The following is a 24,437-nucleotide window of genomic DNA, read 5'->3' on the forward strand; positions in this document are numbered from 1 at the left end:
GGTCGTTATTCGTCGGCTGGTATTTGTGAAAGAATGTTTCTTAACCCTCGCCAATCAGCTTCGATTTGCGGAGTCAACGTCCGATTATAAAAGATCGCAGCAGGATGATACATCGGCACGATCAGATATTCTTTTTCCGACCATTGATAGCCATCCTTTGTCGGATTGCTTTCTTGAATTTTGGAACGGATCACTTCGCCATGGTGGTCTTTGATATGATAGGCGTTGCCTAATAATCGCTGTAGTCCGATATTGCCAACAGTTGCAATGACGGGCGGATCCACGATGGACAACTCGTAGTCAAGCAGTGGTGCGTGTAGCAAGACTTCCTTTTTGGTAGGTGTCCGATTGGGATGGACGATCTCATGGGCACCGCTGCGCTTGTTGATTCGTTCTTTGACGGAATATGGACGGCTGCGGACAGCGCTGGTGATGTAGACATCCTCACGGGTCAAACCGGCTAAAGCCAACGATTTCATCAATTCTTTTCCTGCTTGTCCGCTAAAAGGAATAAAATTCTCGATTTCGGTTCGACCAGGGGCTTCACCAACGATCATCAATTTGGGCTGCAGCGGTCCTTGACCTGGAACAAATCCTTCCAACGGATAACTGCGGGATGCCTGTTGAACGGCAGTGGCTAATTCTTTGGGGTATTGCATGAAAACTCCTCCCATTCTGTTTCGCTTGTGCTCTTTCTTCTATAGTAATAGAAAATAAAAAATGCACAAAAGGAAATGACTAGTAGCAAAAGAATTCTGTCTTTTCCTTAATTAGTGATTGACTTTAGGAAAACATTTTGATAAAGTTAATCTGTTGTAATTGTGGACTCCACAGCTACAACCGCACAGAACAAGTAGTAAGTACGAAAGTCACTTGGGATGGCGAGTCTAAGTATATTATAAGGAGGTGCTGTAGAGCATGTACGCAATTATCAAAACTGGTGGGAAACAAGTAAAAGTTGAAGTGGGTCAAGCAATCTACGTTGAAAAATTAGACGTTGAAGCTGGACAAAAGGTTACTTTTGATGAAGTTATCTTAGTAGGTGGCGAATCAACAAAAGTGGGTGCCCCAATCGTTGCAGGAGCAACTGTTGAAGGAACTGTTGAAAAACACGGCAAACAAAAGAAAGTCGTAACTTTCAAATACAAACCTAAAAAACATTCACACCGTAAACAAGGTCACCGTCAACCTTACACAAAAGTTGTTATTGACGCGATCAACGCTTAATTCTTACGAAAAGCAGGGTAACGAATATGATCAAAGGGACATTCAAACGAAATGACTCTGGTCGGATTGTTTCTTTTGAACTAGCTGGACACGCACAAGCAGGAGAATACGGCAAAGACATCGTCTGTGCTGCAGCATCCGCTTTAGCGATCAGTGCAGTCAATGGGATCGATGCTTTGGCTGGCGTTGCGCCAAAAGTTGAAGCAGATAACGAAAATGGTGGGTACTTATTAGTCACGCTGCCTTCTCGTTTGACCCAAGAGCAGTCGAATATCGCACAAATTCTTTTAGAAAATTTGTTGATCGGCTTGCAATCAGTTCAAGAGGAGTACAACGATTATATCCAAATCAAAACTACTAAAGAAAACTAGGAGGTGCATCTCATGTTGATGAAAATGAATTTGCAATTCTTCGCTCACAAAAAAGGTGGGGGTTCTACTTCTAACGGACGTGACTCTCAATCAAAACGTTTAGGTGCGAAACGTGCTGACGGTCAAACCGTTTCAGGCGGATCAATCCTTTATCGCCAACGCGGTACTAAAATTTACCCAGGGGTAAACGTAGGTATCGGTGGAGATGATACATTGTTTGCAAAAGTTGACGGCGTTGTTCGTTTCGAACGTAAAGGCCGCGACAAAAAACAAGTATCTGTTTATCCAGTAGCGCAAGAAGCATAAGAAAATGACATCCAGATTACGTAAAAGTAACCTGGGTGTTTTTTTATACACCAATGAAACCGTTTTAACGAAATAGTTATTTATAATAGCTTAGATAAGGAGTGAAGCAATGATTCAATTAAAAGAAATCACGAAGGAAAACTATCGTGCGTGCATGAATTTGAAGACAACGAAGGAGCAAGAAGATTTTGTTGCGCCCAATTGGTACTCAATGTTAGAGGCGATCTATGAGGAACCACGTCAGGCATTTGCCCTCTACAATGGTGAGGATATGGTCGGCTTTCTCTTATTTAGTTTTTACGAAGCGGATGAGGATTATCCAAAAGCTTCGTGGTGGATCGAGCGGTTTATGATTGCAGAAAAATTCCAAAATCAAGGGTTAGGCAGTCAGGCGTTTCTTGCTGGGTTAGATTGGTTCGAAACCCATATCCAAGCGCAAGAATTAAGGATCTCCGCTGTAGATGGCAACGAGATCGCAACAAAGCTTTACGAACGAAACGGCTTTGTCTTGACAGGTGAAATGATTGATAACGAGCATGTACTCTTGTTGCAGCTGCCAACGGATCAAGGGTAAATGACTCTTTCTACAGTAAAAAATGAGGTCAAAAGCAGAGGTTCTTAAGGGGATTCTCTGCTTTTTTTATTGGTGTTTTTCCGGTCAAAAAAGTGTGCCGTCATTTTCTGGCTAGATTTTTCAAGAAATTTTGTGCACTTAGGGTAAGAATTACGAGTATATCCATGCTTTGTTGTTCACAAAGTTCCTTTTGCTATTAACGAAATCTTTACACGTTGACAACACAAACCTTATATTCATTTGATACTCTGAGGAAGTAGAACAAATGGAAAGAAACTTTCGAAAAACGTTGATTATTGAGAATGTGCTCACGAATGATTTTGGTCGAAACACGAACATTATCAAAAAAGAAAACGTTCGTAATTCGAAAAAGATTGTTTTTGATTCGTTGGTTTTTTATAATCAAAAAGGAAAGTTCGGAATTCCGTGAGTTCGATTTTTTTAATGAAAAGGAGAAAAAGTGATGAAAGTTTGGAAGAAAACGGCAATGTTTGGTTTAGGTTTGGTGGCAGCAGTTACGCTGGCGGCATGTGGCTCAGGTGGAGCAAGTACTGACTCGGCGGCTGAAGAAGCAGGATATGTACCAGAAAAGTTGACCGTTCAATTTGTTCCATCACAAGCAGCAGAAACATTAGAAGCAAAAGCAAAACCACTTGAGCAATTATTAAGTGATGAATTGGGGATTCCAGTCACTGTGAGTGTTTCCACTGACTACAATACAATCGTCGAAGCAATGGCTTCGAAACAAGTAGATGTAGGCTTTTTACCGCCGAATGCCTATGTTTTAGCAAATGAACAAAGCAATGTTAAGGTGCTATTACAAGCACAGCGTTATGGCATCAAGCAGCCTGGTGGGGAATCAACGGATGAATTGGTTGATAGCTATCGCTCAATGATCGTCGTAAAAAGCGGCAGCGATATCAAAGAGTTGGAAGATTTAAAAGGCAAAACGATTGCCACGCAAGATGTTACTTCTTCTGCCGGTTATGTTTGGCCAGTAGCAGAAATGAAAAAAGCAGGCATCGATATCAATACGGATGTGACGACTGTTCAAGTCAAAGGCCATGACCAAGCGGTCTTATCTGTCTTGAATGGCGACGTTGACGCAGCGTTCGTTTTTGAAGATGCCCGCAACACGGTCAAAAATGATTACCCAGAAATCATGGATGAGGTAGAACCAATGTACTTTACCGAACCGATCCCGAACGATACGATCAGTGTTCGCAGCGATATGAGTGAAGAGTGGGACAAAAAAATCCAAGATGCCTTTATCGCGATCGGTAAAGATGAAGAAGGAAAACAAATCATCTCTGATATTTACTCTCATGAAGGATACGTTGTTTCACAAGACAGCAATTTCGACATCGTAAGAGAGTATGCGGAACAAGTCGGACAATAACTAATAGATGAATAGATCGGGAGGGTACCGGTAGTTGAGGTACCCTTTTCGAATGGAAAGCAATTTTTACCTAATGGAAAGAAAGTAGGAGAATCATGGCTCTAGAGAACGAAACGATTATTTCATTTCAGAATGTGACCAAGCAATACCCAAATGGGGTATTAGGTTTGAAGGACTTAAACATCGATATCAAAAAAGGGGAATTTGTCATCGTAGTGGGTTTATCAGGAGCAGGAAAATCAACGATGCTGCGCTCCATCAATCGACTGCACGAGATCACGAGTGGCGAGATTTTAATCGATAGCAAGTCGATCACAAAAGCAAAAGGAAGAGAGCTACGCTTGATTCGTCGAGACATTGGCATGATTTTCCAAAGCTTTAATTTGGTGAAACGTTCGAGTGTCTTGCGAAATGTCTTAACTGGGCGAGTAGCTTATCACCCAACGATCAAAATGTTGCTTGGTTTGTTCCCGCAAGCGGATAAAGAGCTGGCTTATCAATCGCTGCAGCGGGTCAATTTAGCAGAAAAAGTCTATACTCGAGCCGATGAATTGTCTGGCGGTCAGCAGCAGCGGGTTTCGATTGCCCGTGCTTTGACGCAAGAGCCGAAGATTATTTTAGCGGATGAACCGGTTGCTTCCTTAGATCCTTTAACCACTGAAAAAGTCATGAATGACTTAAAACGGATCAATCAAGATCTGGGGATTACCATCGTAGTCAATTTGCATTCTGTCCAATTGGCAAGAGAGTACGGCACGCGGATCATCGGGTTGCGAGACGGAGGCTTGGTTTTTGATGGCCCTGTCAGTGAAGCGACCGATCAGCGATTGAAACAGATTTATGGCAGCGAGATCATAGAAGAGCAGGAAGGGGCAGGACAATGACGACAAATACGTTGCCGAAACGCAGCGGACTATGGAAAAATGTTCTGTGGCTCGTCATTTTTTTAGTGGTATTGTTCGTTAGCGGCTCTATTTCAGGCGTTGATTTGGCACGGTTCTTTAGCAATAGCAGTCAAATGAATGTCATTTTACAAAAGATGGCTCATCCTGATTGGGCATATGCCAAAATCATTGTTGAGCCGATTTTGCAAACGATCCAAATGGCGATCATCGGCACGACCTTTGGTGCACTGGCGGCCTTTCCGTTTTCGCTTTTAGCAGCACGAAATATCATGACGAATCATTGGATCAGCGGTTGTTTCCGTTTTGTTTTAAATATCATTCGGACAGTACCTGATTTGATGCTGGCGGCTTTATTTGTTGCCATTGTCGGAATCGGTCCCGTTGCCGGGGTGATCTCCATCTCTGTGTTTTCTTTTGGGATGATCACCAAATTGTTTTATGAATCGATTGAAACGATTGATGAAGGTCCGATCGAAGCAATCACGGCTTCTGGAGGATCGAAGTTTGACATCATCCGCTATGCAGTCGTACCGCAAGTCATGAGCCATTTTCTTAGTTACTTGCTTTATGCCTTTGAGATCAATGTGCGGGCATCGACGATTCTTGGGTATATCGGCGCAGGCGGAATCGGTGTTTTCTTACAACGATCTTTAAGCCAATTTCGATATGACCAGACGTCGATTATCGTCTTAGTGATTTTTGCAGTTGTTTTGGTGATTGATACCATCAGTAATAGATTAAGGGAGCGATTGTTATGATGTTGCCAGCAGAACCGAAAAAGAAAAAAATACGGAATTGGCTGATCGCAGTAGTCGTTATCCTCCTTTATATTTGGGCTTTTGCTGGCGTGCCTTTTGCGGGTGTTAAAGAAAATGTCGGTCAAATTGTCGGCTCAATCTTTTATGGCCTGATCCATCCTGATTGGGGCTATGTTTATACCGGTGATGGCGAAGATTTGATCAGTTTGATGATCGAAACCGTTGCGATCGCCTTTGTGGGTACGTTTTTATCCTCAATATTAAGTATTCCTTTTGCCTTTTGGGCGGCGCGCAGCAAAAACAGCCCTCGCTGGCTATCAGGTTTCGGTAAAATCGTGCTGACGGCGATTCGAACGTTTCCAGAAATCGTCTTAGCGATCATGTTCATCAAAACAGTGGGTCCCGGATCCTTTGCTGGTGTTTTGGCAGTTAGTGTCCATTCCATTGGGATGTTGGCGAAACTCTATAGCGAAGCGATCGAGAACATGGATCACGGTCCTTCAGAATCGGTCGTTAGTGCGGGAGGAAATCGTTGGGATGTGTTAGGCTTTGCGACATTGCCACAATTGATTCCAGAATTTCTTTCTTTTACCTTGTATCGTTTTGAACTGGCTGTCCGTTCAGCTTCGATCTTAGGGATCGTAGGGGCAGGTGGGATCGGTACGCCGATGATCTTTGCCATCAATGCGCGATCATGGAGCCGTGTAGGAATCATTTTATTAGGGATCGTTGTGACGGTCACGATCATTGATTTTATTTCTGGGCGCTTGCGTAAACGATTGGTTTAATAAAATGAGGTGCGTACTCGAAAAAACACAGTCTGCATAGGCTGTGTTTTTTTTCAGCGGATAGGCGGATGTCGTTTAAGACAGGTTTCGTGAAACTTGTTATACTGGATTCATAGAAAATGAACCCAAACAAGGAGGCTGTTTTATGAAAGCATTATTGATCGTCAATCCAAGTTCTGGTGGGGAACAAGCGAAAGAATTTGAGGAGATGGCAGAAGAAAAGCTGCGGGAAGCTTTTTCAGAAGTCGTTGTCAAACATACCGAAAAAGAAGGAGATGCTACACGTTTTGCCTCTGAGGCAGCAGCAGAATTTGACAGTGTCTTCGCAATGGGCGGTGATGGTACCGTCAATGAAGCGGTCAATGGCTTAGCTCCTCATGACAAACGACCAAATTTCGGTTTCTTCCCGCTGGGCACAGTAAATGATTTAGCCAGAGCATTAGCGATTCCACTAGATCCCAAGGAAGCCATCGAATCATTTGCAGTGGATCACACCCGCAAAATCGATATTGGGCAGGTTAATCAAGACTATTTTACCAATGTAGTGGCGATTGGTATGATTCCAGCGGCGATCAACAATGTGGAAGTTGAAGAAAAAACCAAGCTGGGAAAAATGGCCTATTTTGTTTCTGGTCTACGGGAAGTGCGGAAAAATGAAAGTCATCCGTTTGAAGTGACCGCCGAAAATAATGGCGAAAAAACGACGATCGCTGTGGAAAGCAGTACGATGATCGTTGGTTCATCCAATACGATCGGCGGTTTCGAATCTCTTTTGCCTAAAGCGAGTACCGATGACGGCAAATTACATCTGATCTACTTAAAGGATACGAATCTTTGGGAAACTGTCAAAAGCGTGCCTGAGCTTCTCAAAGGAGTTACGGAATCAAATGATGTTCTTGGTTATCAAACTTTTGATAAAGCAACGATTCGTTTGACGGATGGGGCAACGATCGAAACGAATGTCGATGGTGATCCAGGGCCGGAATTGCCAATCACAGTAGCGGTGCTGCCGCAACATCTTACCGTGTATTGCGGAGTTGAAAAAGCCCGTTAAATCATTCATAACTAGGAAACGATCCGTCAAAAGCGGATTGTTTTTTTTATTCAGAAAGAGTATACTGGGAAAAAATTTACTGAAAGAAGGGGTTCTATGACGATACGTTCTGCCACGATTGCAGATGCCCAAGCCTTGACAGCAATCTATGCTTATTATGTAGAAAATACACCGATTACCTTTGAAACGGAGGTGCCATCGGTTCAAGAATTCGCGGAACGCATCGCCAAGACCTTGAAACGCTACCCGTATCTCGTTGCAGAAGAGGCTGGTGAAATTGTCGGTTATGCCTATGCGTCAGCCTATAAAGAACGGACGGCGTATGATTGGACCGTTGAAGTAACCGTTTATTTAGCGCCGGATGCCAAAGCAAAAGGGCTCGGCACCGCTCTTTATCAAGGACTTGAAGAAAAACTAAAAGCGCAAAACGTGGTCAATCTGACTGCGTGTATTACAGGAGGCAATCAACAAAGCGAGGCTTTTCATGAGAAGCTTGGGTATCGGAAAGTTGCTGATTTTTCGCATGTCGGCTATAAGTTCAATCAATGGCACGATGTGATTTGGATGCAAAAAGAACTGCAACGATTTCCAGACCAGGTGCCAACGTTCATTCCCAATGAAAAAGCCTAACACATCCTGACTTTTGAATATCTTTTTTTGGCAAAATGCTTTATGCTGAGAGTAGCATGTGAAAGGACGTTCTATTATTCTTTCGAACAAAGTATTTTGCTTTTTCTGTGTGGAAAAAAAGTTGCTTTTTTATAGAAAAATGAGTAAAGTATTCAAGTGGAAAAAACAAGGAGGCGAAGCTGTTGGGCAAGCGAATCGAACGGATTTATCAATATATCGTCGAAAATACGATGAGCGGCTTAGGGGAAAAGAAGGGGTTGTCTACTTCAGAAGTTGCCGATCATTTAGCCATTCAGCGCAGTAATGCCAGTAAGGATTTAAATAAGCTTGTTAAAGAAGGACGCGTCGAAAAAAGCGACTCGCGGCCTGTTCGTTATTGGGCGGCAGGGGTCGATCCCAGCAGTAAGGAAAAGTATGTCCCAAGCTACAAAGAAAGTCGCCCGCAAAGAGAAAAAGCCTTCCCTCAACGAGTACAAGGAAAACCCTCTGACCGAGATATTTTTGCGACGATCATCGGTGCCAACGGAAGTATGAAAAACGCTGTTGAGCAGGCGAAAGCAGCGATCTTGTATCCGCCGAAAGGGCTAAACTGCTTGATCACAGGGCCTACTGGTTCTGGGAAAACGTACTTTGCCCATGCGATGTTCCAGTTTGCCAAAAGCAATCAAGTAATTGCCGATGACAAAGAATTGATCGTCTTTAACTGTGCGGACTATGCAAATAACCCAGAGCTTTTGATGAGCCATTTGTTTGGTTATGTACGGGGGGCATTTACGGGTGCCGATCAAGATAAGATTGGTATTATTGATCAAGCGGATGAGAGTATGTTGTTTCTCGATGAGATCCATCGATTACCGCCAGAAGGGCAAGAAATGATTTTTTACTTTATGGATCATGGAACCTTTAGCCGTCTAGGAGAGACGGGCAAAAATCATCAAGCGAATGTCCGAATCGTTGGTGCTACTACCGAAGACCCCAACTCAACGCTATTAGATACCTTTACCCGACGCATTCCCATCAATATTCAACTGCCCTTTTTTGAGAAACGACCCGCATCAGAAAAAGTCGATCTCGTTCGGGTATTAGTCGGGCAAGAGGCGACCCGTATTCAGCGGACGATCTCCTTGACAGAAGATGTGGTCAAAGCGTTGATCGGCAGTGTCAGTTTTGGGAATATCGGTCAATTGAAATCCAATGTCCAGCTAGTCTGTGCACGGGGCTTTTTGAATCATATGCAACAAGATGAGATTGAAATCGATTTGATCGATTTGCCAGAAGGGATTCGTTCAGGATTGATCGTTTTGGGGAATCGCCGCAATGAGCTGGCAGAGCTTTCTAAGATCCTTGAACCGAAGATCAGCATTCAACCGAATCAAAACTTAAACAATATTCAATCAGATTCCTATGAATTGCCTTATAATCTTTACGATATTATCGGCGACAAGGCTGCTCTGCTAAAAGCAGATGGGTTAGATCAAGAAGCGATCAATCATTTTATCTCAACAGATATCAATGTTCACCTAAAGTCTTTTTATAAAGATCACGGGTTTTCCTTTAACTCGGTCAATAAACTAAGTGAATTCGTCGATCAGAAAGTGATCAGTGTAACAAATCAAATCTATGAGCTGGTTCGACAACGCTTAAATTATGATTTTCAGCAAAATTTCATCTATGCCATGAGCTTACACATCAGCTCGTTTTTGAAAAAAATCCATTTGGGAGAAGAACGACAAACCAATGACAATATTCGTCAGATGGTAGCTGATTATCCTCAAGAGTTTGAAGTCGCCAAAGAAGTCCGCGATTTTATTGGTGATAGTTTCCAAGTGGCGATTCCTGAGAGCGAATCTTATTATTTAGCGGTTCTTCTGGTTTCTCTTAGAACCTCTCATTCCTCTGGGAAAATCGGCGTCGTCGTTGCAGCCCACGGCAACAGCACAGCCAGTAGCATGGTACAAGTGGTCAAACAATTGCTGGAAGTCGATCAAGTGACAGCGGTGGACATGCCATTAGATATGCCCCCGGCTGTGGCGTTGAAAAAAATCGTGGATAGTGTACGGGCAGTCAATGATGGCAGTGGGGTGATCCTCTTAGTCGATATGGGGTCCTTAGCGACCTTTAATAATGAAATCCAGCGAGAAACGGGTGTGGCTGTTCGAACAGTCGATATGGTGACCACCTCCATCGTCCTAGAGACGGTCCGTAAAGCGTCAGTGATCGGCACGGACCTCGATCAGCTCTATGATTCATTACGGAAGTTCCGCGGGTATGGAGCGGTCACTGTGGAAGAACCAGTGACACAAAACCACCATCCTAAAGCGATTCTAGCGGTCTGCGCTTCGGGAAAAGGAACGGCGCAGCGCATCAAAGAATTGATCCAAAGCTCATTGTCAAAACGTCAAAATCAAAATGTCGAAGTGGTGACGTTATCGGTGGCGGATCTGAGGACGGACTTGGATCAGATTCAACAGCGCTACCGTCTGATTGCCGCAACAGGGATCATCGATCCCCATATCGACGCACCGTTTATTTCATTAGAACGTTTTATTGACCAAGATGTTGATCTTTTGTTGGATGATATCCTATTAGAGAATGATTTGAGTTTTGAAGATGAAGTACAGCTAGATGATCGGCAGGCGAAAGAAATCTGTATCCGGTATTTAGAGGAAAACTTTACCTATGTCAATGCGAAAAAAGTAGTAGAGCCGTTGTGGAAATTTGGCGAAGAGATCATTCACGATTTGGATTTGGTAGGGGCGCAGCAAGGCTTTCAGATCAATTTTGTGATGCATGGCGCAGGTATGCTGGAGCGGATCTTACTGCGGCAGCCATTGACTGTTTCTAAAATTGATTTAGCAGCGATGGAGGAGAATCCGCTTTATGGCCAATTGCATGTGCATGTCCAATCGTTTTCACGCTTGATGAATATCGAAGTGCCTAAGACTGAAGAGTACTATCTGCTAGAGCTGATCAAAAACCATCACGAAAAAGAAATGTATTTTTAATTCTTACAAATAATACAGATACACTAAAAAAGATACAGTATTTTTTAGTGTATCTTTTTTAGTGTATTATCTGAATGCTGATTCTTAAGGTTTTTTCAAGAATAGTGTATCGGGAAAACTTGGCACGCTTCTTGCTTCTATATAAGTGGATACAGGAGGTGATTGAAAAAAGAACAGATCCTCAATATGAAAAGCGGATCGATGGATGTAGGAGGCTTGCACAATGGGAATGGATATACGTCTTGCCCGAATCGACGATCGGTTGATTCATGGTCAGGTCGCCACAGCTTGGTCGAAAATGACTGGTATCAATCGAATCATCGTGGTCAGTGATGAAGTCGCAAATGACCAATTACGAAAGTTTCTCTTGAAAGAAGCTGCTCCACCAGGGATCAAATCCAATGTGGTGACAGTAGCGAAAATGCTTGAGGTGGCGCATAACACATTATTTAATACGCAAAAAGTCATGTTATTATTTACCAACCCTCAAGATGTCGTGACTCTGGTTAAAGGAGGCATTGACATTCGTTCCGTCAATATCGGCGGTATGAGTTTTTCAATGGGAAAACGAATGATCACTAATTTCGTGTCAGTCAATGATCAAGATCTTGCTTCATTGCTTTACTTGCAAAACCAAGGCATTGAAGTGGAGATACGCAAAGTTCCAGCTGATCGTAAAATCTTTTTGAAGGATATTTTGGAAAAAGAAGGTAGTCACCCTTAGTTTTTCGATGTTGTTTTTTCTTTCGTATTCGTGTCACATTTTTCAATTTTGATATAGGAGGTAAAAAGATGGTAGGAATTATCCTAGCAAGTCATGGAGAATTTGCTAACGGCATTTTGCAATCTGGTTCAATGATCTTCGGCGAACAAGAAAATGTTAAAGCTGTTACATTGATGCCAAGTGAAGGTCCAGATGACATCAAGGCAAAAATGCAAGAAGCAATTGCTACATTTGACGATCAAGAAGAAGTATTATTCTTAGTTGATCTTTGGGGTGGTACTCCTTTCAACCAAGCGAACAGCTTGTTTGAAGATCACAAAGACAAATGGGCAATCGTTGCTGGTATGAATTTACCAATGGTGATCGAAGCCTATGCTTCACGTTTTTCAATGAATACAGCGCATGAAATTGCTGCGCATATCGTTGAAACAGCTAAAGAAGGGGTCAAGGTCAAACCAGAAGAACTTGAACCAGAAGAAGCTTCAGCACCAAAAGCAGTGCAAGACGATCAACCTAAAGGATCACTTCCTCCGGGAACTGTTCTAGGCGATGGCAAAATCAAAATCGTACTTGCTCGTGTCGATTCACGTTTGTTGCATGGTCAAGTTGCTACAGCTTGGACAAAATCAGTGAATCCATCTCGGATCATCGTTGTTTCTGACGCGGTGGCAAAAGATGACTTGCGTAAAAAACTGATCGAACAAGCAGCTCCTCCAGGAGTAAAAGCGAACGTCATTCCAGTGGACAAAATGATTGAAGTTTCTAAAGACCCTCGTTTCGGGAATACGAAAGCTTTACTATTATTTGAAAACCCACAAGATGTATTACGTGCTGTTGAAGGTGGCGTTGATATAACTGAAGTGAACGTTGGTTCAATGGCTCACTCTGTTGGGAAAGTTGTTGTAAGTAAAGTATTGTCGATGGGTACAGATGATGTGAATACATTTGAAGATTTGAAAGAACGCGGCATCAAATTCGATGTGCGTAAAGTACCAAATGACTCTCGAGACAACATGGATGAAATCTTACGCAAAGCCAAAAATGAATTGGCAAATAAATAGAAACGTATTCAACTAAATAGGAGGTCTATCATGACTATTATATCTATGGTATTAGTAGTACTCGTTGCCTTTTTAGCTGGTATGGAAGGGATCTTGGATGAATTCCAATTCCATCAACCGCTAATCGCGTGTACTTTGATCGGTTTAGTGACCGGTAATTTGGAAGCATGTATCATTTTGGGCGGATCATTACAAATGATCGCACTTGGATGGGCAAATATCGGTGCCGCTGTTGCACCTGATGCTGCATTGGCGTCTGTCGCATCTGCAATTATTTTAGTTTTAGGTGGACAAGGAACTGCTGGTGTTGATACAGCGATTGCCGTTGCGATCCCTCTAGCTGTTGCTGGGTTGTTCTTGACAATGATCGTTCGTACATTGGCTGTGCCAATCGTTCACTTTATGGATGCTGCTGCTGAAGAAGGCAACATTCGTAAAATCGAAATGTGGCACGTGATCGCTGTATGTATGCAAGGGGTTCGTATTGCGATTCCTGCAGCTGCATTGTTGGCTATCCCTGCTGCAACTGTTCAAAACTTCTTAGAATCAATGCCTGCATGGTTAACTGATGGTATGGCTATCGGTGGTGGTATGGTTGTTGCCGTTGGTTACGCAATGGTTATCAACATGATGGCAACTCGCGAAGTATGGCCATTCTTTATTATCGGTTTCGTAATCGCAGCTATCTCTCAATTGACATTGATCGCTATCGGTGCCTTGGCAGTAGCAATCGCATTGATCTACTTGAACCTAACTAAAATGGGCGGATCATCAAATGGAGGCGGCGGCAGCAACACTGGCGACCCTCTAGGCGATATCTTGAATGACTATTAGAATCGAAGGAGGAGAAAAAAATGGCAGAAAAAATTCAATTAAATAAAAAAGATCGTTTAGCCGTAGCATGGCGCTCTACCTTCATTCAAGGTTCATGGAACTATGAACGTATGCAAAATGGTGGTTGGGCATTCTCAATGATTCCAGCAATCAAAAAATTATACAAAACAAAAGAAGACCGTGCCGCTGCTTTGAAGCGTCACTTAGAATTCTTTAATACTCACCCATATATCGCATCACCAATCTTAGGTGTAACTTTAGCGTTAGAAGAAGAACGTGCCAATGGCGCGCCTGTCGATGACGTAGCGATCCAAGGGGTAAAAGTTGGGATGATGGGTCCTTTAGCCGGTGTCGGTGACCCTGTGTTCTGGTTTACTGTACGTCCGATGTTAGGTGCATTAGGTGCTTCTCTTGCTTTAGGCGGAAACATCTTAGGCCCAATCATCTTCTTCGTTGCTTGGAACATCATCCGTTGGGCATTTATGTGGTACACACAAGAATTCGGCTACCGTGCTGGTTCTAAAATCACAGATGACCTTTCAGGTGGTTTGCTACAAGATGTAACAAAAGGTGCTTCTATTTTAGGGATGTTCGTATTAGGGTCACTTGTTCAACGTTGGGTATCGATTTCCTTTGCACCAGTTGTCTCAAGCGTACCGCTTGATGAAGGTGCTTATGTCGACTGGGCGAACTTGCCTTCTGGTTCAGCTGGTTTGCAACAAGCCTTCCAACAAGTAGCTGAAGGCCGTGCATTGACTGATACAAAAGTAACAACATTGCAAAACAACTTGGATCAATTGATTCCTGGTTTAGCTGCACTATTGCTTACTTTATTATGTATGTGGTTATTGAAGAAAAAAGTTTCTCCAATCGTCATTATTATCGGTCTATTCTTAGTCGGTATCGGTGGACACTTGATCGGATTGTTATAATCTTTTCAATGATAGGTGCTTGGGGAGACCCAAGCATCTTTTTATTTATTCGCCAAACATGCCGCAAACACGTATAATAGGTAACGATAAGACGATATAGAATGGAGTAAGTGCAAATGGTACAATCCCTTAATACAAAAGTTGATTTGACGATCGATGCTACGTCTTTTTTAGGTATCAATGAATACGGCAAAATAATGATCGGCGATAATGCCTTTGAGTTTTATAATGATCGTGACAAACGCAAGTTTATTCAAATTCCTTGGGAAGATGTCGACTATGTGATCGCTTCGGTCTTGTTCAAAGGACGCTGGATCCCACGGTATGCGATTCGGACCAAAAAGAATGGGACATATACCTTCTCATCAAAAGAACCAAAAAAAGTTCTGCGGGCAATTCGCGAATACGTTGACCCAGATCATATGGTCCATTCTCTTGGCTTTTTCGATATCTTGAAACGGGCAATTACCCGTAGAAAATAACAAGAGAGCATATGTTTTTCCAATTGATTCTCAATATGTTACCCTTTTTATAAGAAAGTTTAGGAGGGGTTATTATGCACTTTTTATGGACATTGATCGTGGGAGCGGTCATCGGTTCAATCGGTGGCGCCATCGCAGGAGAAAAACGCGGTTGCATTTTTGATATCGTGGCAGGACTTGTGGGCGCATCAATCGGACAAGGCTTATTCGGCACTTGGGGACCGCAAGTGGCAGGAATGGCAATCGTGCCAGCAATCATTGGGGCAGTCATTTTCGTGGCTGTCGTATCATTCTTTTTGGGACGTAAAAGATAATTATCAAAGAAGCAATCCGTTGATTGGGTTGCTTTTTTTGTGGATTAAAGTTATCTAGAAAAGAACAACGAGAGAGCCAACTAGAGTCTTTTTAAAACACCATTCTTTAGGTTCGTATTGTTTGATTTTTTAGAAAACTTTTCGCTTACTTTCCGCTTTTTCTGGAAGTTTGTTATAATACTATCGTATAGAACAAGAAAGTAGGGAACGATACATGTTAAGAGTTGAAAAATTACGTGAAGCAATGAGAAAAGATTCGATTGATGGGTTCTTGATCACCAGCCCATACAATTTGCGTTACTTGACAAACTTTACTGGTACAACTGGTTTAGCAGTCATTACGTTGGACAAAGCTTTTTTTGTAACAGATTTCCGATATACAGAGCAAGCAGCGGCCCAAGCCCAAGGATTTGAGATCGTAAAAAATAGTGGACCGATTTTTGAAGAAGTTGCAACTATCTGCCAAAAGGAAGAAATCAATGTCTTAGCATTTGAAGAAAGTTTCGTCAGCTTTGCTGAATACTCCGTCTTAGAAGACTTGATTGAGGAATCCTCATTAGCTCCTGTATCTGGTATGATCGAGGCATTGCGGGAAGTCAAAGATGAGGAAGAAATCGCATTGATCCAACAAGCCTGCCATATCGCCGATCAAGGGTTCGAACATATTTTGAAAATGATCCGCCCAGGGATGACCGAAATCGAAGTGGCGAATCAGTTAGATTTCTTTATGCGTTCATTAGGTGCCACAAGCGTATCTTTTGAAACGATCGTGGCCAGTGGTCTTCGTTCAGCAATGCCCCATGGGGTTGCCAGTGAAAAAGTGATTGAACAAGGCGATCTGATCACGTTAGACTTTGGCTGTTACTATCAAGGCTATGTGTCTGATATGACCAGAACTTTTGCTGTGGGGGATCCTGGCGATAAATTGAAAGAAATCTATCAAATCGTGCTAGAAGCACAAGAAAAAGTCTTGGCAGCAGCAAAACCTGGAATGACCGGAATTGAACTAGATGCGATCGCCCGGGATCACATAGCTTCCTTTGGCTACGGGGATGCTTTTGGTCATTCAACAGGCCATGGGATTGGTTTAGAAATCCACGAAGGACCAAATGTCTCCTTCCGTGCTGATAAAGCATTTGTTGTCGGAAACGTCATTACAGATGAACCAGGCATCTATCTTCCAGGAATTGGCGGCGTTCGTATCGAGGATGATCTTTTGATCACTGAAACTGGTAATAAAGTGTTGACACATTCACCGAAAGAATTGATCATTCTCTGATTCATCGACCTTGTTTTTCAGAAAATTCATTGAGAATAGTGGGTTATTATAGATTCTCAGTGCAGAAAATGATAAACTTAGAGCGAGAAGAAACACTGTGCCATGGATGTTATTGATTGAATCAAGCGCTGGCTTGCTTCAAACGGAAAAAACGAGCGATTTTTTTACAAACAATACGGTACAGCTGTTTAGAATGGAGGCAAAAACGTATGAATGAAGATAAAAACCTTGTATTAAATGCAAGTCCTGAATTAGGCGAGATCGTCATCGCGCCAGAAGTGATCGAGATCATTATTGGGATCGCTGCTTCTAAAGTGGAAGGTGTCTTTGGGATGCGAGGAACACTGGCAAACAGTGTCACTGAATTACTAGGCCGCGCAGCTCATGGCAAAGGAGTCTACTTAACGATCGATGAAACAGGGATCAAAGTGGATATCTACTGCTATATCACTTATGGGATGTCAGTGCCTAAAGTGGCAATGGAGATCCAAGAACGGGTCAAACAGCAAGTCTTATTTATGACAGATGTGCAACTGGCTGAAGTAAATGTTCATGTTGTGGCAGTCGTGCCAGAAAAAGTAGATTTACCAGACATCGAAGAATTATTTGGAAACGACGAGGAAGAAAATGAGTAAAGAATTATCACGGCATGAAATACGGAAAATGGCGTTACAAGCTTTATTTCCACTAGACTTTAACAAAGATTTAACGAAACAAGATGCCATCATGCATGCCATCGAGTTGGAACACCATGAATTGATTGATGAAGAACAAGAGCATTTTGTCCCTGTTTATTTAGATCAATTAGTGGCAGGTGTCTGTCATTATAAAGAAGCCTTGGATGAAGTCATTCAAAGTCATCTAAAAGCCGGTTGGAAAATCCAGCGTTTATCAAAAATGGACGTGACGATTTTACGAATCGCTTTGTATGAAATGATCTATGTGGATAATGTGCCGAATCGTGTGGCTTTGAATGAAGCAATCGAATTAGCGAAAACCTTTAGTGACGATCAGTCAAGAAAGTTTGTCAACGGTATTTTATCGACTGTCAATCAAGAGCTAGAAACAAAAAACAACCAAGTAAGTGAGTAATTTTTAGCCTTAACACTATCGATCAAAAGAAAACAGCCTTTTTTCGATCGAGGCAGAAACCGAACGATTTGTGAGCAACCGCCTTGTTTTGACGGTCCTGCTTGATCGTTCGGTTTTTTTGCATACACTTTGTCGGTTTGCCCTCGTTTTTTCCGAAAAAAGGGAGCGTTAGACGGTGTTTTTCTTTTCAGAAAATGCTATGATAGAAAACATGAAGAAGCAGATCGACAAACGATTGGTGCGTTTCTTTTTACAAAATAAGTCAGTATAATCAGGTTGGAGGAGTTGTCAGAATGGGTACATTGATCAATGGAAAAGAATTGGCTGAAAAAATGCAAGCAGCGTTTCTTTCAGAGACAGAAACACTAAAAGAGCAGGGTGTGACACCGGGATTAGTTGTTTTACTTGTTGGAGAAGACAAAGCAAGCCAGACTTATGTGAAAAATAAAGAACTAGCTGCGGCGAAAATCGGCATCAATTCCCGTGTTGCCCGCTATCCTGAATCCATTACTGAGGCAGAATTATTAGCAGAAATCGAACAGTTCAATAACGATGATGCCTTTCACGGCATTTTGGTTCAACTTCCTTTGCCAAAACATATCAATGAAGAAAAAGTGCTGTTAGCCATCAAACCGGAAAAAGATGTCGACGGTTTTCATCCAATCAATTTAGGAAAATTATTTGCCGGTGTACCTGACCGAATTCCTTGTACCCCTTATGGCATCATGAAAATGTTTGCTGCATATGGGATCGAATTGGAAGGGAAAAATGCTTTAGTTATCGGCCGCAGCAACATTGTCGGAAAACCGATGGCGCACTTGCTCTTAGGGGCAAATGCCACCGTGACTATTGCTCATTCAAAAACCAAAAATCTGCCTGAGTTAGCGAAGCAAGCGGACATTTTAGTCGTGGCGATCGGCCGCGGTCATTTTGTCACAAAAGACTTCGTAAAAGAAGGGGCCGTGGTGATCGATGTAGGAATGAATCGGGATGCCAATGGCAAGTTGATCGGCGATGTGAAATTTGATGAAGTCGAACCGATCGCTAGCTATATCACCCCGGTACCTAGAGGTGTAGGACCAATGACGATCACGATGTTGATGGCCCAAACGATCGAGGCAGCAAAGGAGACAATGAAAAACTAAATGGCGCAAGAATATTTAACGGTGACCGCATTAACAAAATATATCAAGCGTAAGTTTGACGTCGATCCGTATTTAGAGCGGGTTTATTTGACGGGGGAGATCTCTAATTTTCGTCGTCGCCCCAATCACCAATACTTTAGTTTAAAGGATGATGGTGCAAAAATTTCGACCGTCATGTTCAAGGGCGCTTTTGACAAGCTGCGCTTTCAACCAGAAGAGGGCATGAAAGTCATGGCGGTTGGACGTATCACCTTGTATGAGGCAAGCGGAAATTACCAGATGGTGATCGATCACATGGAACCAGACGGTGTCGGTGCCCTTTATCAAGCCTATGAACAATTAAAGCAGAAATTGGCAGCGGAAGGATTATTTTCTGCACCGAAGCAGTCGTTGCCGAAATACCCGAAACGCATCGCAGTCTTGACCAGTCCTAGTGGGGCGGTGATCAGAGATATCATCACGACGACCCAGCGGCGTTATCCCATTGCTCAGATCGTTTTGTATCCAACCGTGGTACAAGGCAACAAAGCCGCGGATGATGTGGTGAAAAATATCCAACGAGTCGAAGCCGATGGTACCTTTGATACTCTGATCATCGGACGTGGGGGTGGGTCGATTGAGGACCTCTGGCCTTTCAATGAAGAACGAGTGGCAAGAGCCATTTTTGACGCAAAAACCCCTATTATTTCTTCAGTGGGGCATGAAACTGATACGACAATTGCCGATTTAGTGGCGGATGTGCGGGCGGCAACTCCGACCGCAGCTGCCGAATTAGCAGTGCCCGTCCTATCAGAAGAGATTTTGAGGATCGAAGAAAGACAAGCCCGATTAGAGCAAGCTTTTATGCACCAGATCCAGTACAAACAAGAACGCTATCAGCGAGTGATTGGATCATATGTTTTTCGACAACCAGAGCGCTTGTATGAGGCACAGTCCATCAAACTCGATCAGTTGCAGCAGCGGATGCAGCAAGGTCTGCAAACTTTGCTTTATGACAAGGATCGCCATGCACAGCAATTGATTTCACGGTTAGCACAACAACAACCAAAAGCGCGATTGCAAGCTAGTAACCAAGAGGTCAGTTATCTTTCCCAACGCTTAATGAAAGCCATGAAAGATATTTATGCAACAAAAGAAAATCAATTTGCAAATGCAGTCCAATCTCTTGATTTGCTAAGCCCACTGAAAATCATGGGTCGGGGCTACAGCTATACCACGAAAAATGAGCAGGTGATCAAATCGATTGATACGATCGAGCCAGAAGACCAGCTGACGATCCATTACCAAGATGGCCAAGCACTTGTCGAAGTTATTAGTACAGAAGGAGTTAATCATGGCAAATCCAACATTTGAAGAATCATTACAAGAATTAGAACAAATTGTAACCCGTTTGGAACAAGGGGATGTTCCCTTAGAAGAGGCACTAGATGCTTTTCAAAAAGGGATGGTTTTGAGTAAGCAATGCAAGGACACTTTGAGTAAAGCGGAAAAGTCCTTAACAAAAATGATGACAGAATCTAACGAAGAAGTGCCTTTTGAAGAGGAAAACCAATGAGTGCTTTAACAGAATTCACAAAAGAACACGCCCCATTGATTGAAGAAGTCATGGAGCGCTTTGTCAAAGAACACACCTCTGATCAACGATTGTTTAAAAGCATGCAGTATTCGATCCAAGCTGGCGGCAAACGTATTCGCCCGCTTTTATTGGCAGCAACAGTCGCCGCTTTTCACAAACCCGTCAATACCGCGGTGTACCAGTGTGCGGCAGCCCTAGAAATGGTGCATACGTATTCGCTGATCCATGATGATCTTCCAGCAATGGACAACGATGATCTGCGTCGAGGCAAACCTACCAACCATAAGGTTTTTGGTGAAGCTTTAGCGATTTTAGCTGGAGATGGTCTTTTGACGGCTGCATTTCAATTAGTCGCTATGGCGGAGATCGAAGCCAATCAAAAAGTCTTGCTGCTGCAGCAATTGAGTAAAGCGGCGGGAACACAAGGCATGGTCGCCGGCCAAGCAGCTGATATTCAAGGAGAAAACCAAGCCCTTAGTCTTGAGGAACTGATGTCCATTCATGAACGGAAAACTGGAGAATTGATCCGCTTTGCGGTGATTGCTGGAGGTGTCTTAGCCGACCAGACGGAAGAAGTTCTGCATGAATTGGATCGCTTTGCCCAGCATATTGGGTTAGCCTTTCAAATTCGCGACGATCTGTTAGATGCCACTAGTACGACCGAAGAGCTAGGCAAAGTTGTCCGCCGAGATGACGAGTTGGCGAAAAGTACCTATCCTGCTTTACTTGGCTTAGCAGGCGCGCAGCAAGCCTTGACAAAAGAATTAGGCAAGGCCAAAGAAATTCTGGCGCAATTAAGTCAATACGGTCAATTTACGCCGGATGTTTTGTTGGCATTTGTGGAACGATTTGAGATTCGAGGGAACGCATGAAGAAAGAACGAGTAGATGTTTTAGCTGTCCAGCAAGGCCTGTTTGAGACCCGAGAGCAAGCCAAACGGGGAGTGATGGCTGGATTGGTGTACAAAGAAAAAAATAATGAGCGCCTAGATAAGCCGGGAGAAAAAATTGCCGCAGATACACTGCTGCAGATCAAAGGCAAAAAGCTGCCTTATGTTTCTCGTGGTGGTCTCAAGTTAGAAAAAGCACTCAAACTCTTTGATTTTGACGTAACCGATAAAATCATGTTAGACATCGGCGCATCCACCGGTGGTTTTACTGATGCGGCATTGCAAAATGGTGCCAAAAAAAGCTATGCATTGGACGTCGGTTACAATCAGTTAGCCTGGAAGCTGCGGCAAGATGAGCGAGTGATCGTAATGGAGCGGGTCAACTTCCGTTATGCAAAACCAACTGATTTTTTAGACGGTCTTCCAGATGCCGCTACGATCGATGTTTCTTTTATTTCACTTAAACTGATTTTACCCCCGCTGTATGATATTTTGGTAGCGGATGGCGAAGTGATGGCGCTGATTAAACCGCAATTTGAAGCGGGCAAAGAAGCAGTCGGGAAAAATGGGATCGTTCGTGATCCCAAAACCCATGAACGAGTTTTGGAGGAAGTACTAGCATTTGCTAAGAAAACAAACTTCGATGTCTTAAATCTAAGTTTTTCACCAATCACTGGTGGCGAAGGGAATATCGAGTTTATCGTACATTTAAAGAAAAGCCTGCAAGAAGGTACCGCAGCAGGGATCGATATCCCGAAAGTTGTTGCATCAGCACATGAGACCTTTCATCAACCAAAATAAAGAATGGAAGAGAGTGGACATTTTACTTGTCGGCTCTCTTTCTTTCTTGCGCAAAATAGGATAAAATTAGTAGGAATTCATTCAGGAGGAACAAGAGATGAGAAAAAAAGAACGGCATCGCTTGATTACACGATTGTTAAGTGAACAAGATATTCAGAAACAAGAAGATTTTGTCGAGTTGTTAAAAGATCGCGGCGTCTCAGTCACACAAGCAACCATATCAAGAGATATCAAGGAATTGAAGTTAGTGAAAGTTCCTTCCCAAAAAGGCGGCTATCGCTACAGTATCCCACAAGAGACAACGGAAGACGTGAGTGGTAAACTTGATAAAATCCTAAAAACGGCTTTTGTTTCTGTCGATCGAATGGACAAATTTGTGATCCTGCGCACACTGCCCGGCAATGCCTCGGCTTTGGCGAATTTAATCGATAAACGTTATGCCAAGGAATTATTTGGCACGTTAAACGATGATGACAACGTCTTGATGATCACTAGAACAGAAGCAGATACCGAGAACCTATTCAGGGATTTCCAACGTTACGTTTAGAAGAGGAGGCAAGGGATGCTTTTAGAATTGTCGATCCAAAATTTTGCGATTATTTCCAACTTGCACTTATCTTTCCATGAGGGAATGACGGCACTGACAGGTGAGACAGGTGCCGGGAAATCAATTATTATCGATGCGATGGGTTTGCTAGCAGGCGGTAGAGGTTCCAGCGACTACTTGCGTCAAGGAGCAGAGAAATGCCGTTTAGAAGGGATCTTCGAATGGCCGAATCAGCAGGAGTTCAAAGACTTGACCGCAGATTTAGGTATTGATGAAGAAGAAGTTTTGATCGTACAACGAGATATCTCTCAATCGGGGAAAAATATTTGTCGTGTCAATGGTCGAACCGTTACCTTGTCGGTTTTGCGTCAAATCGGTTTATTCTTGGTCGATATCCAAGGACAAAATGAGCATCAAGAGCTGCTGCAGCCAGAAAAACATTTGACCTTGATGGATGGGTTTGGGGATGATAGCTTTAAAGCGGAGCTTGCGGATTACCGTCAAGCCTATCAAAGCTATCGCTCTTTAGAAAAACACGTCAGGACCATTCAAGAAAATGAACAGCTATATGTCCAGCGAATGGACATGTTGCGTTTTCAACAAGAAGAAATCGCCCAAGCAGAATTGATGGAAAATGAAGAAGAACTGCTGATCGATGAACGAGAAAAACTGACCAATTATCAAAAAATCGTGGATGCTCTAGGGCAAAGCTATGGTGCCTTATCTGCCGAAGAAGTCAATAGCCTAGATGGGGTCAGTGTAGCTTTATCCGAGATCCAGTCAATCGCCCATCTTGATCCGGCTTACGAAAAAATCAGTGAAGCGATCCAAAGTGCGTATTACTTGTTGCAAGATGCAGCCACTGATATTTCGCGGCAAGTCGACAATCTTGAATTAGATGAAGGCCGACTGGAAGAAGTCATTTCACGGCTGGAAACGATTCGTCAATTGAAGCGCAAATACGGGGAGTCGATTCCTGTGATTCTTGCTTATTATGATGAGATCAGTAAAGAAATCAGCGAGTCTGCCTATACAGAAGGTCAGTTGGAGCAATTAGAAGAAGAGCTTGCCCAAAAAGCTGAAGCAGTTTGGCAGCTGGCGGAAGCTTTGCACGTCAAACGACGTGAACTGGCTCATCGTTTAGAAAAAGAAATCGTTCAAGAGTTAAAAGAGCTGTATATGGAGCACGCACAATTTGAAGTACGGTTTGCACCTGGCTCAAAACAATTGAGTAGCAGCGGATTTGACACCGTAGAATTTTATTTGACCACAAATCCTGGTGAAGGCATGAAGCCGTTGGTGCGGGTTGCTTCTGGGGGAGAACTTTCACGGATCTTACTGGCCCTCAAATCAATTTTCTCTCGGAAACAAGGAATCACCAGTATTGTTTTTGACGAAGTTGATACTGGGGTCAGTGGCCGAGTAGCCCAAGCAATTGCTGAAAAAATCGCCAAGATCGCAGCCAATTCGCAAGTTTTGTGTATCACTCACTTGCCGCAAGTAGCTGCTGTAGCGGATAATCAATATTTTATTGAAAAAGCAATCCAAGAAGGACGGACAGAAACCCACGTCCGTAAACTATCTAAAGAAGAACGGGTGGCAGAGATCGCCCGTATGCTCTCAGGTGCAGAAATCACCGATTTAACGATCGAACATGCACGAGAACTATTGGCACTTGCACACCGATAAAAATTGGGAAACATTCGTAGAAAGATTCAGGAGATGATGGACCAGCAAGTTTCGT

Annotated in this window: 28 protein-coding genes and 1 other annotated feature; of the genes, 27 read left to right on the plus strand and 1 reads right to left on the minus strand. The window is 43.1% G+C overall.

What is annotated here, in order from left to right:
* Positions 1-5: 5 nt before the first annotated feature.
* Positions 6-659 (minus strand): uracil-DNA glycosylase, encoded by a 654-nt coding sequence (locus IGI88_RS14195; RefSeq protein WP_429960689.1) that lies wholly within the window; start codon positions 657-659, stop codon positions 6-8.
* A 169-nt stretch (positions 660-828) separates the two neighbouring features.
* Positions 829-899: a sequence feature (ribosomal protein L21 leader region), on the plus strand.
* A gap of 19 nt (positions 900-918) precedes the next feature.
* On the opposite strand from IGI88_RS14195, the gene rplU reads away from it, so the two are divergent.
* The 27 genes from rplU (at position 919) to recN (ending at position 24,382) form a co-directional block, all read left to right on the plus strand.
* On the plus strand, positions 919-1,227 hold the full coding sequence (rplU, locus tag IGI88_RS14200) for a 50S ribosomal protein L21 (protein ID WP_005225751.1): 309 nt from the start codon (positions 919-921) through the stop codon (positions 1,225-1,227).
* Between the two features lie 26 nt (positions 1,228-1,253).
* Positions 1,254-1,598 (plus strand): ribosomal-processing cysteine protease Prp, encoded by a 345-nt coding sequence (locus IGI88_RS14205; protein ID WP_005225752.1) that lies wholly within the window; start codon positions 1,254-1,256, stop codon positions 1,596-1,598.
* Positions 1,599-1,610: 12 nt separating this feature from the next.
* The gene (gene rpmA, locus IGI88_RS14210) at positions 1,611-1,904 is read left to right on the plus strand and encodes a 50S ribosomal protein L27 (RefSeq protein ID WP_003126181.1); all 294 of its coding nucleotides are present in this window, start codon (positions 1,611-1,613) and stop codon (positions 1,902-1,904) included.
* Positions 1,905-2,013: 109 nt separating this feature from the next.
* The gene (locus IGI88_RS14215; RefSeq protein ID WP_429960690.1) at positions 2,014-2,478 is read left to right on the plus strand and encodes a GNAT family N-acetyltransferase; all 465 of its coding nucleotides are present in this window, start codon (positions 2,014-2,016) and stop codon (positions 2,476-2,478) included.
* Positions 2,479-2,941: 463 nt separating this feature from the next.
* Positions 2,942-3,877, plus strand: a complete 936-nt coding sequence (phnD, locus tag IGI88_RS14220; protein ID WP_005235326.1) for a phosphate/phosphite/phosphonate ABC transporter substrate-binding protein — start codon at positions 2,942-2,944, stop codon at positions 3,875-3,877.
* Positions 3,878-3,972: 95 nt separating this feature from the next.
* On the plus strand, positions 3,973-4,761 hold the full coding sequence (phnC, locus tag IGI88_RS14225; protein WP_005235328.1) for a phosphonate ABC transporter ATP-binding protein: 789 nt from the start codon (positions 3,973-3,975) through the stop codon (positions 4,759-4,761).
* Complete coding sequence (gene phnE / locus IGI88_RS14230) at positions 4,758-5,540, plus strand: phosphonate ABC transporter, permease protein PhnE (RefSeq protein WP_005235330.1); 783 nt, start codon at positions 4,758-4,760, stop codon at positions 5,538-5,540. The genes phnC and phnE (IGI88_RS14230) overlap by 4 nt, the downstream gene beginning before the upstream one ends.
* Positions 5,537-6,328, plus strand: a complete 792-nt coding sequence (gene phnE, locus IGI88_RS14235; RefSeq protein ID WP_008378503.1) for a phosphonate ABC transporter, permease protein PhnE — start codon at positions 5,537-5,539, stop codon at positions 6,326-6,328. Before phnE (IGI88_RS14230) ends, phnE (IGI88_RS14235) begins: the two co-directional genes overlap by 4 nt.
* 145 nt (positions 6,329-6,473) lie before the next feature.
* Positions 6,474-7,382, plus strand: a complete 909-nt coding sequence (locus tag IGI88_RS14240; RefSeq protein ID WP_008378502.1) for a diacylglycerol/lipid kinase family protein — start codon at positions 6,474-6,476, stop codon at positions 7,380-7,382.
* Positions 7,383-7,478: 96 nt separating this feature from the next.
* A complete protein-coding gene (locus tag IGI88_RS14245) occupies positions 7,479-8,012 on the plus strand; it encodes an N-acetyltransferase family protein (RefSeq protein WP_429960691.1) in 534 nt (177 codons plus the stop codon).
* Between the two features lie 230 nt (positions 8,013-8,242).
* Positions 8,243-11,017: a sigma-54-dependent transcriptional regulator gene (locus tag IGI88_RS14250; RefSeq protein ID WP_429960855.1), complete on the plus strand. Its 2,775-nt coding sequence runs from the start codon at positions 8,243-8,245 to the stop codon at positions 11,015-11,017.
* Positions 11,018-11,246: 229 nt separating this feature from the next.
* The gene (locus tag IGI88_RS14255) at positions 11,247-11,741 is read left to right on the plus strand and encodes a PTS system mannose/fructose/N-acetylgalactosamine-transporter subunit IIB (protein WP_026008065.1); all 495 of its coding nucleotides are present in this window, start codon (positions 11,247-11,249) and stop codon (positions 11,739-11,741) included.
* A 68-nt stretch (positions 11,742-11,809) separates the two neighbouring features.
* Positions 11,810-12,802, plus strand: coding sequence for a mannose/fructose/sorbose PTS transporter subunit IIA (locus tag IGI88_RS14260; RefSeq protein ID WP_008378493.1), 993 nt, complete (start codon positions 11,810-11,812; stop codon positions 12,800-12,802).
* A 30-nt stretch (positions 12,803-12,832) separates the two neighbouring features.
* Entirely contained in the window at positions 12,833-13,636 is an 804-nt protein-coding gene (locus IGI88_RS14265) for a PTS mannose/fructose/sorbose transporter subunit IIC (protein WP_008378492.1), read from the plus strand.
* 20 nt (positions 13,637-13,656) lie between these two features.
* On the plus strand, positions 13,657-14,568 hold the full coding sequence (locus IGI88_RS14270) for a PTS system mannose/fructose/sorbose family transporter subunit IID (RefSeq protein WP_005235347.1): 912 nt from the start codon (positions 13,657-13,659) through the stop codon (positions 14,566-14,568).
* Positions 14,569-14,684: 116 nt separating this feature from the next.
* Entirely contained in the window at positions 14,685-15,050 is a 366-nt protein-coding gene (locus tag IGI88_RS14275; protein ID WP_005235348.1) for a DUF956 family protein, read from the plus strand.
* Between the two features lie 74 nt (positions 15,051-15,124).
* A complete protein-coding gene (locus IGI88_RS14280; protein ID WP_005225767.1) occupies positions 15,125-15,364 on the plus strand; it encodes a GlsB/YeaQ/YmgE family stress response membrane protein in 240 nt (79 codons plus the stop codon).
* 214 nt (positions 15,365-15,578) lie between these two features.
* Positions 15,579-16,643 carry a M24 family metallopeptidase gene (locus IGI88_RS14285; protein ID WP_005235349.1) on the plus strand — a complete coding sequence of 355 codons (1,065 nt, stop codon included), beginning with the start codon at positions 15,579-15,581 and terminating at the stop codon, positions 16,641-16,643.
* Positions 16,644-16,852: 209 nt separating this feature from the next.
* Complete coding sequence (locus tag IGI88_RS14290) at positions 16,853-17,278, plus strand: Asp23/Gls24 family envelope stress response protein (protein WP_429960692.1); 426 nt, start codon at positions 16,853-16,855, stop codon at positions 17,276-17,278.
* Complete coding sequence (gene nusB, locus IGI88_RS14295) at positions 17,271-17,735, plus strand: transcription antitermination factor NusB (RefSeq protein WP_005235350.1); 465 nt, start codon at positions 17,271-17,273, stop codon at positions 17,733-17,735. Before IGI88_RS14290 ends, nusB begins: the two co-directional genes overlap by 8 nt.
* A gap of 293 nt (positions 17,736-18,028) precedes the next feature.
* Entirely contained in the window at positions 18,029-18,880 is an 852-nt protein-coding gene (locus tag IGI88_RS14300) for a bifunctional methylenetetrahydrofolate dehydrogenase/methenyltetrahydrofolate cyclohydrolase (protein ID WP_144330573.1), read from the plus strand.
* A complete protein-coding gene (xseA, locus tag IGI88_RS14305; protein WP_429960693.1) occupies positions 18,881-20,233 on the plus strand; it encodes an exodeoxyribonuclease VII large subunit in 1,353 nt (450 codons plus the stop codon). It abuts the gene before it with no gap.
* A complete protein-coding gene (locus tag IGI88_RS14310; protein WP_005235356.1) occupies positions 20,214-20,435 on the plus strand; it encodes an exodeoxyribonuclease VII small subunit in 222 nt (73 codons plus the stop codon). Before xseA ends, IGI88_RS14310 begins: the two co-directional genes overlap by 20 nt.
* Positions 20,432-21,328, plus strand: a complete 897-nt coding sequence (locus IGI88_RS14315; RefSeq protein ID WP_086299367.1) for a polyprenyl synthetase family protein — start codon at positions 20,432-20,434, stop codon at positions 21,326-21,328. The genes IGI88_RS14310 and IGI88_RS14315 overlap by 4 nt, the downstream gene beginning before the upstream one ends.
* Positions 21,325-22,146 carry a TlyA family RNA methyltransferase gene (locus IGI88_RS14320; RefSeq protein ID WP_429960694.1) on the plus strand — a complete coding sequence of 274 codons (822 nt, stop codon included), beginning with the start codon at positions 21,325-21,327 and terminating at the stop codon, positions 22,144-22,146. The genes IGI88_RS14315 and IGI88_RS14320 overlap by 4 nt, the downstream gene beginning before the upstream one ends.
* Before the next feature lie 97 nt (positions 22,147-22,243).
* The gene (gene argR / locus IGI88_RS14325) at positions 22,244-22,693 is read left to right on the plus strand and encodes an arginine repressor (RefSeq protein ID WP_005235362.1); all 450 of its coding nucleotides are present in this window, start codon (positions 22,244-22,246) and stop codon (positions 22,691-22,693) included.
* A gap of 15 nt (positions 22,694-22,708) precedes the next feature.
* Positions 22,709-24,382 carry a DNA repair protein RecN gene (recN, locus tag IGI88_RS14330; protein ID WP_087663984.1) on the plus strand — a complete coding sequence of 558 codons (1,674 nt, stop codon included), beginning with the start codon at positions 22,709-22,711 and terminating at the stop codon, positions 24,380-24,382.
* Positions 24,383-24,437: the final 55 nt, after the last annotated feature.

The sequence above is a fragment of the Enterococcus sp. AZ179 genome, assembly GCF_050498885.1.
GTDB classification, from domain to species: Bacteria; Bacillota; Bacilli; order Lactobacillales; family Enterococcaceae; genus Enterococcus_D; species Enterococcus_D entomosocium.

What these genes read in the sequence shown, in the direction of transcription:
- IGI88_RS14195 (WP_429960689.1), bottom strand. Translation starts at nt 659, where the DNA reads ATGCAATACCCCAAAGAATTAGCCACTGCCGTTCAACAGGCATCCCGC.
- rplU (WP_005225751.1), top strand. Translation starts at nt 919, where the DNA reads ATGTACGCAATTATCAAAACTGGTGGGAAACAAGTAAAAGTTGAAGTG.
- IGI88_RS14205 (WP_005225752.1), top strand. Translation starts at nt 1,254, where the DNA reads ATGATCAAAGGGACATTCAAACGAAATGACTCTGGTCGGATTGTTTCT.
- rpmA (WP_003126181.1), top strand. Translation starts at nt 1,611, where the DNA reads ATGTTGATGAAAATGAATTTGCAATTCTTCGCTCACAAAAAAGGTGGG.
- IGI88_RS14215 (WP_429960690.1), top strand. Translation starts at nt 2,014, where the DNA reads ATGATTCAATTAAAAGAAATCACGAAGGAAAACTATCGTGCGTGCATG.
- phnD (WP_005235326.1), top strand. Translation starts at nt 2,942, where the DNA reads ATGAAAGTTTGGAAGAAAACGGCAATGTTTGGTTTAGGTTTGGTGGCA.
- phnC (WP_005235328.1), top strand. Translation starts at nt 3,973, where the DNA reads ATGGCTCTAGAGAACGAAACGATTATTTCATTTCAGAATGTGACCAAG.
- phnE (WP_005235330.1), top strand. Translation starts at nt 4,758, where the DNA reads ATGACGACAAATACGTTGCCGAAACGCAGCGGACTATGGAAAAATGTT.
- phnE (WP_008378503.1), top strand. Translation starts at nt 5,537, where the DNA reads ATGATGTTGCCAGCAGAACCGAAAAAGAAAAAAATACGGAATTGGCTG.
- IGI88_RS14240 (WP_008378502.1), top strand. Translation starts at nt 6,474, where the DNA reads ATGAAAGCATTATTGATCGTCAATCCAAGTTCTGGTGGGGAACAAGCG.
- IGI88_RS14245 (WP_429960691.1), top strand. Translation starts at nt 7,479, where the DNA reads ATGACGATACGTTCTGCCACGATTGCAGATGCCCAAGCCTTGACAGCA.
- IGI88_RS14250 (WP_429960855.1), top strand. Translation starts at nt 8,243, where the DNA reads ATGAGCGGCTTAGGGGAAAAGAAGGGGTTGTCTACTTCAGAAGTTGCC.
- IGI88_RS14255 (WP_026008065.1), top strand. Translation starts at nt 11,247, where the DNA reads ATGGATATACGTCTTGCCCGAATCGACGATCGGTTGATTCATGGTCAG.
- IGI88_RS14260 (WP_008378493.1), top strand. Translation starts at nt 11,810, where the DNA reads ATGGTAGGAATTATCCTAGCAAGTCATGGAGAATTTGCTAACGGCATT.
- IGI88_RS14265 (WP_008378492.1), top strand. Translation starts at nt 12,833, where the DNA reads ATGACTATTATATCTATGGTATTAGTAGTACTCGTTGCCTTTTTAGCT.
- IGI88_RS14270 (WP_005235347.1), top strand. Translation starts at nt 13,657, where the DNA reads ATGGCAGAAAAAATTCAATTAAATAAAAAAGATCGTTTAGCCGTAGCA.
- IGI88_RS14275 (WP_005235348.1), top strand. Translation starts at nt 14,685, where the DNA reads ATGGTACAATCCCTTAATACAAAAGTTGATTTGACGATCGATGCTACG.
- IGI88_RS14280 (WP_005225767.1), top strand. Translation starts at nt 15,125, where the DNA reads ATGCACTTTTTATGGACATTGATCGTGGGAGCGGTCATCGGTTCAATC.
- IGI88_RS14285 (WP_005235349.1), top strand. Translation starts at nt 15,579, where the DNA reads ATGTTAAGAGTTGAAAAATTACGTGAAGCAATGAGAAAAGATTCGATT.
- IGI88_RS14290 (WP_429960692.1), top strand. Translation starts at nt 16,853, where the DNA reads ATGAATGAAGATAAAAACCTTGTATTAAATGCAAGTCCTGAATTAGGC.
- nusB (WP_005235350.1), top strand. Translation starts at nt 17,271, where the DNA reads ATGAGTAAAGAATTATCACGGCATGAAATACGGAAAATGGCGTTACAA.
- IGI88_RS14300 (WP_144330573.1), top strand. Translation starts at nt 18,029, where the DNA reads ATGGGTACATTGATCAATGGAAAAGAATTGGCTGAAAAAATGCAAGCA.
- xseA (WP_429960693.1), top strand. Translation starts at nt 18,881, where the DNA reads ATGGCGCAAGAATATTTAACGGTGACCGCATTAACAAAATATATCAAG.
- IGI88_RS14310 (WP_005235356.1), top strand. Translation starts at nt 20,214, where the DNA reads ATGGCAAATCCAACATTTGAAGAATCATTACAAGAATTAGAACAAATT.
- IGI88_RS14315 (WP_086299367.1), top strand. Translation starts at nt 20,432, where the DNA reads ATGAGTGCTTTAACAGAATTCACAAAAGAACACGCCCCATTGATTGAA.
- IGI88_RS14320 (WP_429960694.1), top strand. Translation starts at nt 21,325, where the DNA reads ATGAAGAAAGAACGAGTAGATGTTTTAGCTGTCCAGCAAGGCCTGTTT.
- argR (WP_005235362.1), top strand. Translation starts at nt 22,244, where the DNA reads ATGAGAAAAAAAGAACGGCATCGCTTGATTACACGATTGTTAAGTGAA.
- recN (WP_087663984.1), top strand. Translation starts at nt 22,709, where the DNA reads ATGCTTTTAGAATTGTCGATCCAAAATTTTGCGATTATTTCCAACTTG.